11 protein-coding genes are annotated in these 12,235 nt (G+C 72.3%); 8 read left to right on the top strand and 3 right to left on the bottom strand.

What is annotated here, in order from left to right; genetic code table 11:
- The first annotated feature begins 14 nt into the window (after positions 1 to 14).
- The gene (locus ACFYZS_RS23975; protein WP_389016054.1) at positions 15 to 575 is read left to right on the top strand and encodes an HIT family protein; all 561 of its coding nucleotides are present in this window, start codon (positions 15 to 17) and stop codon (positions 573 to 575) included.
- A gap of 85 nt (positions 576 to 660) precedes the next feature.
- On the opposite strand, the gene ACFYZS_RS23980 is transcribed toward ACFYZS_RS23975, so the two are convergent.
- Together ACFYZS_RS23980 and ACFYZS_RS23985 are read right to left on the bottom strand one after the other, a co-directional pair.
- A complete protein-coding gene (locus ACFYZS_RS23980) occupies positions 661 to 2,328 on the bottom strand; it encodes a hypothetical protein (RefSeq protein WP_389016056.1) in 1,668 nt (555 codons plus the stop codon).
- A gap of 150 nt (positions 2,329 to 2,478) precedes the next feature.
- Positions 2,479 to 4,674, bottom strand: coding sequence for an elongation factor G-like protein EF-G2 (locus ACFYZS_RS23985; protein ID WP_389016058.1), 2,196 nt, complete (start codon positions 4,672 to 4,674; stop codon positions 2,479 to 2,481).
- 243 nt (positions 4,675 to 4,917) lie between these two features.
- Between ACFYZS_RS23985 and pgsA the strand changes: the two genes are divergently transcribed.
- The 7 genes from pgsA to ACFYZS_RS24020 all read left to right on the top strand — a co-directional run bounded on the left by pgsA (position 4,918) and on the right by ACFYZS_RS24020 (position 10,738).
- Positions 4,918 to 5,583 carry a phosphatidylinositol phosphate synthase gene (pgsA, locus tag ACFYZS_RS23990; protein WP_359166250.1) on the top strand — a complete coding sequence of 222 codons (666 nt, stop codon included), beginning with the start codon at positions 4,918 to 4,920 and terminating at the stop codon, positions 5,581 to 5,583.
- Complete coding sequence (locus ACFYZS_RS23995; protein ID WP_389016062.1) at positions 5,583 to 6,488, top strand: phosphatidylinositol mannoside acyltransferase; 906 nt, start codon at positions 5,583 to 5,585, stop codon at positions 6,486 to 6,488. The genes pgsA and ACFYZS_RS23995 overlap by 1 nt, the downstream gene beginning before the upstream one ends.
- Positions 6,488 to 7,654 (top strand): glycosyltransferase family 4 protein, encoded by a 1,167-nt coding sequence (locus tag ACFYZS_RS24000; RefSeq protein WP_389016065.1) that lies wholly within the window; start codon positions 6,488 to 6,490, stop codon positions 7,652 to 7,654. The genes ACFYZS_RS23995 and ACFYZS_RS24000 overlap by 1 nt, the downstream gene beginning before the upstream one ends.
- Positions 7,655 to 7,706: 52 nt before the next feature.
- Positions 7,707 to 8,246 (top strand): hypothetical protein, encoded by a 540-nt coding sequence (locus ACFYZS_RS24005; protein WP_384703393.1) that lies wholly within the window; start codon positions 7,707 to 7,709, stop codon positions 8,244 to 8,246.
- Positions 8,247 to 8,417: 171 nt separating this feature from the next.
- Positions 8,418 to 9,335 carry a pyridoxal 5'-phosphate synthase lyase subunit PdxS gene (gene pdxS / locus ACFYZS_RS24010; protein ID WP_030157377.1) on the top strand — a complete coding sequence of 306 codons (918 nt, stop codon included), beginning with the start codon at positions 8,418 to 8,420 and terminating at the stop codon, positions 9,333 to 9,335.
- A gap of 2 nt (positions 9,336 to 9,337) precedes the next feature.
- Positions 9,338 to 9,928: a pyridoxal 5'-phosphate synthase glutaminase subunit PdxT gene (gene pdxT, locus ACFYZS_RS24015; RefSeq protein WP_389016068.1), complete on the top strand. Its 591-nt coding sequence runs from the start codon at positions 9,338 to 9,340 to the stop codon at positions 9,926 to 9,928.
- Between the two features lie 57 nt (positions 9,929 to 9,985).
- A complete protein-coding gene (locus tag ACFYZS_RS24020) occupies positions 9,986 to 10,738 on the top strand; it encodes a YebC/PmpR family DNA-binding transcriptional regulator (RefSeq protein ID WP_053786045.1) in 753 nt (250 codons plus the stop codon).
- Between the two features lie 238 nt (positions 10,739 to 10,976).
- Here the strand turns inward: ACFYZS_RS24020 and ACFYZS_RS24025 are convergent, their stop codons facing one another.
- On the bottom strand, positions 10,977 to 12,230 hold the full coding sequence (locus ACFYZS_RS24025) for a dihydrolipoamide acetyltransferase family protein (protein ID WP_389016072.1): 1,254 nt from the start codon (positions 12,228 to 12,230) through the stop codon (positions 10,977 to 10,979).
- Positions 12,231 to 12,235: the final 5 nt, after the last annotated feature.

Below are 12,235 nucleotides of genomic sequence, written 5' to 3' on the forward strand. Positions count from 1 at the left end.
GGGGGCAAGGTCATATGCTGCATCCCATGACGACTGAGCCGGAGCAGCAGATCGGTGTGGGCACGCAGGACGCGTTCCAGCGTCTGTGGACGCCCCACCGGATGGCCTACATCCAGGGGGAGAACAAGCCGACCGGTCCGGAGGCCGGGGACGGCTGTCCCTTCTGCGGGATTCCGGAGATGTCCGACCAGGACGGCCTGGTCGTGGCCCGGGGCAAGCACGTCTACGCCGTGCTGAACCTGTACCCGTACAACGGTGGCCACCTGATGGTCGTCCCGTACCGGCACGTCGCCGACTACACGGAGCTCGACGCCGCCGAGACGGCGGAGCTGGCCGATCTCACGAAGCGGGCGATGGTCGCGCTGCGCAAGGCGTCCGGGGCGCACGGGTTCAACATCGGCATGAACCAGGGCGCGGCCGCCGGGGCCGGCATCGCGGCGCACCTGCACCAGCACATCGTGCCGCGCTGGGGCGGGGACACGAACTTCATGCCGGTCGTCGGCCACACCAAGGTGCTGCCCCAACTCCTCGCCGACACCCGCCAGATGCTCGCCGACGCCTGGCCCACCGACTAGGGGCAAGAGGGCGCGGACCACGAGGTCCCGGGGCCGGGTGCCGGCCCCGGGACCTCGTGCGCAGGGGGGCGCCCCCGCACCCCGCCTAGGCGTCGTACGCGTCCGCCTTGCGCGGGGCGGCGTCCTGGACGAGACCGCTGACGATCATCGAGCGGTTGCTGAAGCGGTCGATGTCGGCGCCGTTCTCCTCCAGCACCCGCAGGGCCGCCGCGTGCACCGCCCGCAGGACCGGGGTGGCGGCGCGCAGGGCGTCGTCGGCCATGAAGCGGTGGCGCCAGGGCTGGCCGGCCCAGACGTGGCGCAGGCCGAAGGGCTCGGGCAGGACCAGCTTGCCGCCGAAGAACTCGAGGATCGGCGGGAACCAGGTCAGCGGGGCGCGGACGGCGAGGCGGACCACTTCCTGGGCGTCCACCAGCGGCAACGGCCGTTCGACGGTCTCCCAGAACCGGATGGACTTCGGCACCTCCACCTTCGGGGCCGCCGACTTGCTGGTGAACAGGCCGTGCACCGGTCCGAGCGCGTGGCCGGTCACCTCGACGCGCAGCGTCTTGTACAGCACGGTGACCGTCACCAGCATCGTGATCACCAACTGCCCGTCCCAGAGCGGGTACTGGATGCCGAGGTAGTGCCGGTTGCCGCCGCTGAACTGCTGCTCGTTGCAGATGCGGGTGATCTCGTGCGGCTTGATCAGGAAGGTGTCCACGTCGGCGCCTGTGGGGCGGGCCACCTCCGCGGCGCCCTCGCCGACCGGGGTGACGATCCAGTGCTGGATCGAGGCGGGCGGCAGGCCGCCGGTGTGCAGCGGGCCGCGCTCCAGCTTGCGCAGCTCGGTGTCGATCGCCCGTATGACGTCCCAGCTGCGGAACGGATGGATCTCCATGCCCTCGTTCTTGGGCGCGAGCTCCTCGGCCATCTGCCAGCTGCCCCAGCGGGTGCCCATGCCGAGGATGCCCTTGGGGCCGGCGTAGAAGACGGAGTTGCTGCGGTCCTCGGCCGTGAGCTTGGCGAGCGAGTGCCGCAGGTCCTCGCGGGCCTTCTCGTCGGGGTTGCCGGGCACCGCCTCCGGGATCTTGGCGCCGATGCCGCTGCCGGCCAGCAGCCCGTCCCAGCGGGAGCGCAGGTCGGCGGCGGTGGCCTCGCAGATCCGGCGGGCGAGGAGCCAGCCCACGGCGGGGGCGATGATCATGCCGCGCAGGTAGAGGCCGAGGAAGCCGGTGAAGGGGAGCCGGAACATGAGTACGGCCGCCACGACGGCGACGCCCACGAGCAGCAGGGTGCCCAGCCAGGACGAGCGCTTGCCGTCCCCCTTGGCCAGTGTCTTGCGGAGCTGGAACAGGCCCAGCCACAGCAGCAGGCCGGGCAGGAAGACCACGCCGGCGACGAGCATGATCAGGCGCAGCTTGCGGTCGCGCTCCTTGCGGATGCGGGAGGCAGCCAGGCAGTGCTCGACGACGGTCTGCGGGTCGAGGCCGAAGGACTGGATGAGCGGTTTGCGGCCGGCGCCGAGAGTGCGGGCCTCGACGGCGCGGCAGAAGGCCTCGCCCAGGTTGGGCTCGAAGAGCGAGATCTTCGGGGGTTTGATCGTGGACTTGTGGTACTCGTTGTCGGCCTTGGCGATGTCGGACAGCTTGGTGTCCTTGCCGCCGTCCCGGTACGCGGCCGACGCGAGGGCGTTGGTCGCCGCGGTCTGGCCGCCGCCCCCCTGGAGGGGGACCTGCGCCCCGGGCCTGAAGTCGAATCCGTCGTCCGCCACCGTTGCCCCCATCGCTGTGCGTTGTGCTCTTTTGCCGCGCAGATGAGCCTATCGGCGTATCTCTTCCCATGGTCATGGGACAGGGAAATGCCGCCCACCGCAAGCGGCTTGGGTGGGCGGCTCCCGGGGATTCCCCTGGCGCTATGTCAATCAGGTTCCCTTCTCGGCCTGTTCCCGCACCTTGTCGGCGATCTGGGGCGGCATGGGCTCGTGGCGGGCGTAGGCGCGGGTGAACCGGCCCGTGCCGTGCGACACCGAGCGCAGTTCGACGGCGTACCGGCCGATCTCGATCTCGGGGATCTCGGCGCGCACCTGCGTACGGCCGGCGCCGGCCTGTTCGGTGCCGACGACGCGGCCGCGGCGGCCGGCGAGGTCGCTCATGACGGGGCCGACGTACTCGTCGGGGACGAGGACGGCGAGCTCGGCGACCGGTTCGAGGAGGTGGATGCGGGCCTCGGCGGCGGCGTCGCGCAGGGCGAGCGCCCCGGCGGTCTGGAAGGCGGCGTCCGAGGAGTCCACCGAGTGCGCCTTGCCGTCGACCAGGGTGATGCGCACGTCCACCAGCGGATGGCCGGCGGCGACCCCGCGGGCGGCCTGGGTGCGTACGCCCTTCTCGACGGACGGGATGAACTGGCGGGGCACGGAGCCGCCGACGACCTTGTCGACGAACTCGATGCCGCTGCCCGGCGGGAGCGGTTCCACCTCGATCTCGCAGATGGCGAACTGGCCGTGGCCGCCGGACTGTTTGACGTGGCGGCCGCGGCCCGCGGCCTTGGCGCCGAAGGTCTCGCGCAGGCTCACCTTGTGCGGGACGGGGTCGACCTGGACCCCGTATCGGGTGCGCAGCCGTTCGAGGGCCACGTCCTGGTGGGCCTCGCCGAGGCACCACAGGACGACCTGGTGGGTGTCCGGGTTCTGCTCCAGCCGCATCGTGGGGTCCTCGGCCACGAGCCGGGCCAGACCCTGGGAGAGCTTGTCCTCGTCGGCCTTGCTGTGGGCGGCGATGGCGAGGGGGAGCAGCGGGTCGGGCATCGGCCAGGGCTCCATGAGCAGGGGCCGGTCCTTGGCCGAGAGGGTGTCGCCGGTCTCGGCGCGGGTGAGTTTGGCCACGCAGGCGAGATCCCCGGCGATGACCCGGGTGAGGGTGCGCTGCTGTTTGCCGAAGGGGGAGGTGAGGGTGCCGATCCGCTCGTCGACGTCGTGGTCCTCGTGCCCGCGGTCGGCGAGGCCGTGCCCGCTGACGTGCACGGTCTCCTCGGGATGCAGGGTGCCGGAGAAGACGCGGACGAGGGAGACCCGCCCGACGTAGGGGTCGGAGGAGGTCTTGACGACTTCGGCGACGAGGGGCCCGTCGGGATCGCAGGTGACGGCCGGGCGCTCGGCGCCGTCCGGTGCGGTGACGGACACGGCGGCCCGCTCCAGGGGAGTGGGGAAGCCGCCGGTGATCAGTTCCAGGAGTTCGACCGTCCCGATGCCCTGGCGGGCCCCGTCGGCGGCGGGGGCGGCCATCAGGACGGGATGGAAGGTGCCGCGGGCGACGGCCCGCTCCAGGTCGTCGACGAGGGTCTTGAAATCGATGTCCTCGCCGCCGAGGTAGCGGTCCATGAGGCTCTCGTCCTCGCTCTCCGCGATGATCCCCTCGATGAGGCGGGAGCGGGCGTCGGAGATGAGGGCGAGCTCGGCGGGCTCGGGGTCGCGCTCCACGCGCTCCCCGGAGGTGTAGTCGTACACGCGCCGTGAGAGCAGCCCGAGGAGGCCGGTGACCGGGGTGTGCCCGTCGGGGCCGGGAGGCCCGTACAGGGGCAGGTAGAGCGGGATCACGGCGTCGGGGTCGTCGGCTCCGAAGTTCTCGCCGCAGACGGTGGCCATCTGCGCGTAGTCGGCGCGGGCTGCCTCCAGATGGGTGACGACGATGGCGCGGGGCATGCCGACGGCCGCGCACTCGTCCCAGACCATGCGGGTGGCGCCGTCGATGCCGTCGGAGGAGGAGACGACGAAGAGGGCCGCGTCCGCGGCGCGCAGACCGGCCCTGAGCTCGCCGACGAAATCGGCGTATCCGGGGGTGTCCAAGATGTTGATCTTGATGCCGGCCCATTCGACCGGGACGAGGGACAGCTGTACCGACCGCTGCTGCCGGTGTTCGATCTCGTCGTAGTCGGAGACGGCGGTGCCGTCCTCGACCCGGCCGGCCCGGTTGACGGCGCCCGCCGTCAGGGCGAGGGCCTCGACCAGCGTGGTCTTGCCGGCTCCGCTGTGGCCGACCAGCACGACGTTGCGCAGCGACGACGGGCGGTCGGCCGTCGGTGCCCTGCCGGCGGCTCCGGCTTGGTGTGATGTGGCTCCCATGATGCTCGTGCCTCCCGGTGTGACGGTGAGGAGGTTGAATCGGGGTCCTTCGAGCTTTGCACCGGCGTCACACTGCGTCCATACGTAGTACCCCGCCCTGTCCGGAGGGCGGCGCGGGCACGGGCCGGTGATTGCCCGGCCCGAACCGGTGGGTGCGCGGCGCCGGGGGCCCGGGGCGCTGGCTACGATGGGCCAGCCGGTGGCCGATGTGGCCGTGCGGCCCAGCGACCCTCCGGGAAGGCCATGCTGAACAAGTACGCGCGTGCATTCTTCACGCGTGTTCTCACGCCATTCGCCGCGTTCCTCCTCCGGCGGGGGGTGAGCCCGGACGCGGTCACCCTGATCGGCACGGCCGGAGTGGTGGCGGGAGCGCTGGTCTTCTTCCCCCGCGGCGAGTTCTTCTGGGGCACCATCACCATCACCCTGTTCGTCTTCTCCGACCTGGTGGACGGGAACATGGCCCGCCAGGCGGGCGTCTCGAGCCGCTGGGGCGCCTTCCTCGACTCCACGCTCGACCGGGTGGCCGACGCGGCCATCTTCGGCGGCCTCGCGCTCTGGTACGCGGGCAACGGCAACGACAACGTGCTGTGCGCGGTGGCGATCTTCTGCCTGGCCAGCGGCCAGGTGGTCTCGTACACGAAGGCCCGCGGCGAGTCGATCGGACTGCCGGTGGCCGTCAACGGGCTCATCGAGCGCGCCGAGCGGCTGGTGATCTCGCTGGTCGCGGCGGGCCTGTCCGGGCTGCAGACCTTCGGGGTGCCCTCGTGGATCGGGGTGCTGCTGCCGATCGCGCTGTGGGTCGTCGCGGTGGGCTCGCTGGTCACGCTGATCCAGCGGGTGGTCACCGTACGCCGTGAGGCGGCGGAGGCCGACGCCGCGGCCGCCGTGGCCGAGGGGGGCGCGGCCTGATGGCCGGCCGGGTGCAGGACAAGCTGGTCGACGGGGTCTACGGGCTCGGCTGGGCCGGTGTGAAGAAGCTGCCGGAGCCGGCCGCGGTTGCCCTCGGGCGCCGGATCGCCGACTACGCGTGGAAGAAGCGCGGCAAGAGCGTGCTGCGGCTGGAGTCGAACCTGGCCCGCGTCGTGCCGGACGCCGGGCCCGAGCGGCTGCGGGAGCTCTCGAAGGCCGGCATGCGCTCGTACATGCGCTACTGGATGGAATCCTTCCGGCTGCCGACCATGGACCCCGGGCGCTTCGGCACCGACGTCGAGTTCAAGGACGAGCACCTGCTGCGCGAGGCACTCGCCTCCGGGCGCGGGGTCGTCGTGGCCCTGCCGCACCTGGCCAACTGGGACCTCGCCGGCGCGTGGGCCATCGGCCACGTCGGCGTCCCGTTCACCACGGTGGCGGAGCGGCTCAAGCCGGAGAGCCTCTACGACCGCTTCGTGGCCTACCGGGAGAGCCTGGGCATGGAGGTGCTGCCCCACAGCGGCGGCGCGGCCTTCGGCACCCTGGCCCGCCGGCTCCGCTCCGGTGGCCTGGTCTGCCTGGTGGCGGACCGCGACCTGTCGGCCACCGGGGTCGAGGTGGACTTCTTCGGTTCGCCGGCGCGCATGCCGGCCGGACCGGCGCTGCTGGCGCAGCAGACGGGGGCGGTGCTGCTCCCGGCGACCCTGCACTACGGGGACACGCCCAAGATGTACGGCCGGATCCATCCCGAGGTGCCGGTGCCCCGGAGCGGGACCCGGACCGAGAAGACGGCCGTCATGACCCAGGCGGTGGCCGACGCCTTCGCCGAGGGGATCGCCGAGCACCCGGAGGACTGGCACATGCTGCAGCGGCTGTGGCTGGACGACCTGGAGGAGCGCGCGTAGTGAAGATCGGCATCGTGTGCCCGTACTCCTGGGACGTACCGGGCGGGGTCCAGTTCCACATCCGGGACCTGGCGGAGCACCTGATCCGCCTCGGCCACGAGGTGTCGGTGCTGGCCCCGGCGGACGACGAGACCCCGCTGCCGCCGTACGTGGTCTCGGCGGGACGGGCGGTGCCGGTGCCGTACAACGGGTCGGTCGCCCGGCTCAACTTCGGCTTCCTGTCGGCGGCGCGGGTGCGGCGCTGGCTGCACGACGGCGTCTTCGACGTGATCCACATCCACGAGCCGGCCTCGCCCTCGCTGGGACTGCTGTCCTGCTGGGCGGCGCAGGGGCCGATCGTGGCCACCTTCCACACCTCGAACCCGCGCTCGCGGGCCATGATCGCCGCGTACCCGATCCTCCAGCCGGCACTGGAGAAGATCAGCGCGCGGATCGCGGTGAGCGAGTACGCGCGCCGCACGCTCGTGGAGCACCTGGGCGGCGACGCGGTCGTGATCCCCAACGGCGTCGACGTGGACTTCTTCGCCAAGGCCGAGCCGAACCCCGCATGGTCCGGGGCGACCCTCGGCTTCATCGGCCGGATCGACGAGCCCCGCAAGGGCCTGCCGGTCCTCATGGCGGCCTTCCCCAAGATCGTGGAGGCCTGCCCGGACGTACGGCTCCTCGTGGCGGGCCGCGGCGACGAGGAGGAGGCCGTGGCCTCCCTGCCCGCCGCGCTGCGCGCGCGGGTGGAGTTCCTCGGCATGGTCTCGGACGAGGACAAGGCGCGGCTGCTGCGCAGCGTCGACGTCTACGTGGCCCCGAACACGGGCGGCGAGAGCTTCGGCATCATCCTGGTCGAGGCGCTGTCGGCGGGGGCCGCGGTGCTGGCGTCCGACCTGGACGCCTTCGCGCAGGTACTGGACCAGGGGGCGGCGGGGGAGCTGTTCGCCAACGAGGACGCCGACGCGCTGGCCGCGGGCGCCGTGGCCCTCCTGCGCGACCCGCAGCGACGCGCGGAGCTGAGCGCCCGCGGCTCCGCGCACGTACGCCGCTTCGACTGGTCGACGGTCGGGGCGGACATCCTCGCGGTCTACGAGACGGTGACGGACGGCGCGGCGGCGGTGGCCACCGACGAGCGCGTCCGCCTGCGCACCCGCCTGGGCCTGACCCGGGACCCGTCCTGACGCCCCACCCGGAATCCGTCCCGGCCCGCGTCACGGGGTAGTGTCGCGGGCCGTGATCGAAACCCTTGTCTGGACCGCCCTGGCGCTCGGCGTCATCGGGGTCTACCTCAGCTGGACCGCCGGACGGCTGGACCGGCTGCACTCGCGGATGGACGCCGCCCGCGCCGCCCTCGACGCGCAGCTCGTACGGCGCGCCTCCGTGGTGCTCGAAGTGGCCACCTCCGGAGTGCTCGACCCCGCCTCCTCGATCGTCCTGTACGAGGCCGCCCACGGCGCCCGGCAGGCCGAGGAGGAGCACCGCGAGGTCGCCGAGAGCGAGCTCAGCCAGGCGCTGCGGGCGGTGTTCGCCGACGCCGCCCAGGTCGACCTGCTCAAGGCCGCCCCCGGTGGCGAGGCGGCCGCGGAGGAGCTGGCCGCGGCCGTCCGCCGGGTGCCCATGGCGCGGCGCTTCCACAACGACGCCGTACGGGCCGCCCGCGCGCTGCGCCGGCACCGCAAGGTGCGCTGGTTCCGGCTGGCGGGCCACGCCCCCTTCCCGCTCGCCTTCGAAATGGACGACGAGCCTCCGGTGGATCTTGCCGACCGGCCGTAGCGGAACCAGTCGCCCCCAGTTGTACCCAAAGGCCAAGTCGAAAGGGGCCACCGGCTCCTCATTGGCCCTTGCGGTGGACTGGTCCGGGGCGGTTTGCTCGGCTCGGCAGCACCGCCGCCCTGGGCGCGGTACCACCGCAGCACCCGTCTTCCCTTCGAGTGAGGTCAATCCGTGAGCACGCTTCCCTCCACCCCGCAGTCCGCTGAGTCCGCGATCGGCACCTCCCGCGTCAAGCGCGGCATGGCCGAGCAGCTCAAGGGCGGCGTGATCATGGACGTGGTCAACGCCGAGCAGGCGAAGATCGCCGAGGACGCCGGCGCCGTTGCCGTCATGGCCCTGGAGCGGGTCCCCGCCGACATCCGCAAGGACGGCGGCGTCGCGCGCATGTCGGACCCGAACATGATCGAAGAGATCATCGAGGCCGTCTCCATCCCCGTCATGGCCAAGTCCCGCATCGGCCACTTCGTCGAGGCCCAGGTCCTGCAGTCCCTCGGCGTCGACTACATCGACGAGTCCGAGGTCCTGACCCCGGCCGACGAGGTCAACCACTCCGACAAGTGGGCGTTCACCACCCCCTTCGTCTGCGGTGCCACCAACCTGGGCGAGGCCCTGCGCCGCATCGCCGAGGGCGCGGCCATGATCCGTTCGAAGGGCGAGGCCGGCACCGGCAACGTCGTCGAGGCCGTCCGCCACCTGCGCCAGATCAAGAACGAGATCGCCAAGCTGCGCGGCTTCGACAACAACGAGCTGTACGCCGCCGCCAAGGAGCTGCGCGCCCCGTACGAGCTCGTCAAGGAGGTCGCCGAGCTCGGCAAGCTCCCGGTCGTGCTGTTCTCCGCCGGTGGCGTCGCCACCCCGGCCGACGCCGCGCTCATGCGCCAGCTCGGCGCCGAGGGCGTCTTCGTCGGCTCCGGCATCTTCAAGTCGGGCGACCCGGCCAAGCGCGCCGCCGCCATCGTGAAGGCCACCACCTTCTACGACGACCCGAAGATCATCGCGGACGCCTCCCGCAACCTGGGCGAGGCCATGGTCGGCATCAACTGCGACACCCTCCCCGAGGCCGAGCGCTACGCCAACCGCGGCTGGTAGTCATGACCAACCCCGTCATCGGTGTCCTGGCCCTCCAGGGCGACGTACGGGAGCACCTGATCGCCCTGGCCGCGGCGGACGCCGTGGCCAGGCCGGTCCGGCGCCCCGAGGAGCTCGCCGAGGTCGACGCCCTGGTGATCCCCGGCGGCGAGTCCACGACGATGTCGAAGCTCGCCGTCCTGTTCGGCATGCTGGAGCCGCTGCGCGAACGAGTGAAGGCCGGCATGCCGGTCTACGGCACCTGCGCCGGCATGATCATGCTCGCCGACAAGCTGCTCGACGGCCGTGACGACCAGGAGACCCTGGGCGGCATCGACATGATCGTGCGCCGCAACGCCTTCGGCCGGCAGAACGAGTCCTTCGAGGCGAAGATCGACTTCGCGGGCATAGCGGGAGGCCCCGTCGAGGGGGTCTTCATCCGCGCCCCGTGGGTGGAGTCGGTCGGCGCCGCCGCCGAGGTGCTCGCCACGTACGACGGCCACACGGTCGCCGTGCGCCAGGGCAACGTCCTCGCCACCTCGTTCCACCCGGAGCTGACCGGAGACGACCGGGTCCACGCGTACTTCGTCGACATGGTGCGCGCTGGGCTGTAAACAGGTCCCGGTAGGATCTGAGGTGCACACTGTTGGTTACGCGAAGGAGACAGGCGGATGTCCGGCCACTCTAAATGGGCTACGACGAAGCACAAGAAGGCCGTGATCGATGCCAAGCGCGGCAAGCTCTTCGCGAAGCTGATCAAGAACATCGAGGTCGCGGCGCGTATGGGCGGCGCCGACATCGACGGCAACCCGACCCTCTTCGACGCCATCCAGAAGGCCAAGAAGAGCTCGGTCCCGAACAAGAACATCGACTCCGCGGTCAAGCGCGGCGGCGGTCTCGAGGCCGGCGGCGCCGACTACGAGACGATCATGTACGAAGGCTACGGCCCGAACGGTGTCGCGGTGCTCATCGAGTGCCTCACCGACAACCGCAACCGCGCCGCCTCCGACGTGCGCGTGGCCATGACCCGCAACGGCGGCTCCATGGCCGACCCGGGCTCGGTCTCGTACCTGTTCAACCGCAAGGGCGTCGTCCTGCTGCCCAAGGGCGAGCTCTCCGAGGACGACGTCCTGGAGACGGTGCTCGAGGCGGGTGCCGAAGAGGTCAACGACCTCGGCGACAGCTTCGAGATCATCAGCGAGGCCACCGACATGGTCGCGGTCCGCACCGCGCTCCAGCAGGCGGGCATCGACTACGACTCGGCCGACTCCAACTTCCTACCGACCATGCAGGTCGAGCTGGACGAGGAGGGCGCGCGCAAGATCTTCAAGCTGATCGACGCGCTCGAGGACAGCGACGACGTGCAGAACGTCTTCGCCAACTTCGACGTCTCGGACGAGGTCATGGAGAAGGTCGACGCCTGATCCGGCATCAGCGGCGGGGGGGGGGGGGGGGCCCCCCCCCCCCCCCCCCCCCGGCGGGGGGCGCGGGGGGGGGGGGCCGCCCCCGCGGGGGGGGGGGCGGGGGGGGGGGGGGGGGGGGGGGGGGGGGGGGGGGGCGGGGGGGGGGGGGGGGGGTGTGGCGCGGGGGCCCCCCCCCCCCCGGGGGGGCGGGGGGGGGGGGGGGGGGGCTGCCCCCCCCCCCCCCCCCCCCCCGCCACGGCTACCGCCAGAGCATGAGGCGCCGGGGCTGCTCCAGCACGGCCGCGGTGTCGGCCAGGACCTTCGAGCCCAGTTCTCCGTCCACCAGCCGGTGGTCGAAGGACAGGGCGAGGGTGGTGACGTCGCGGACGGCGAGCGTGCCCTTGTGGACCCACGGCTTCGGGCGTACGGCGCCGAAGGCGAGGATCGCGGCCTCGCCCGGATTGAGCAGCGGGGTGCCCGTGTCGACGCCGAGTACGCCGATGTTGGTGATGGTCGTGGTCCCGCCGCGGAGGTCCGCGGGTGTGGACCTGCCCTCCCGGGCGGTGGTGATCAGCGTCTGGAGCGCCCCGGCGAGCCCGGCCAGCGTGAGCCGTCCGGCGTCCTTGATGTTCGGGACGACGAGGCCGCGGGTGGTGGCCGCCGCGATGCCGAGGTTGACCGCTTCCTTCAGCACGATCTCCTGGTTCGGCTCGTCCCAGGAGGCGTTGATCTCGGGGTGGCGCCGGATCGCGGTGAGGTAGGCGGCGGCGACCATCAGCAACGGGCTGACGGGGACCTCGCCCAGTTCGCCGCTCTTCTTCAGCCGGCGTACGAGCTTCATCGTCCGGGTGACGTCGACTTCGAGGAACTCCGTGACGTGGGGTGCGGTGAAGGCCGAGGCGACCATGGCCTGGGCCGTCGCCTTGCGGACGCCGCGGACCGGTATGCGCACCTCCGCGGGCGGGGTGGCCGGCGGCGCCTGCCGCGCGGTGGAGGCCGCCAGCACGTCCTCGCGGGTGATCACGGCGCTCGGGTCCGGGCGCGGCACCAGGGAGAGGTCGACGCCGAGGTCCTTGGCCAGCTTGCGGACGGGTGGCTTGGCGCGGGGGCGCGGGTCCTCGCCCGGGGCCGCGGCCCGCGGCGCGGCGGCCGGGGCGGCCGGGGCGGCCGGGGCCACGGCCGGGGCTGCGCTCCGGCGGCGGCGCGGTGCGGCGGCGTCCGTACGGGGCCCGTAGCCGACCAGGACCTCCTGCCGTTCGGCGGGTGCGGCGGCGGCCGGACTGACGGAGATGATCGGCTCACCCACCGCGACGGTGGCGCCGGCCGGATGGAAGATCTCCGCGACGACCCCGTCGTAGGGGACGGGGAGCTCCACGGCGGCCTTCGCCGTCTCCACCTCGCAGATCAGCTGCCCGTCGGTCACCGTGTCGCCGGGCGCGACGTGCCAGGCGAGGATCTCGGCTTCGACGAGCCCCTCGCCGACATCGGGCATCTTGAACGTCAGCACGGTCATCCGGT

Source organism: Streptomyces sp. NPDC001903 (genome assembly GCF_042891345.1).
Classification (GTDB): Bacteria; Actinomycetota; Actinomycetes; order Streptomycetales; family Streptomycetaceae; genus Streptomyces.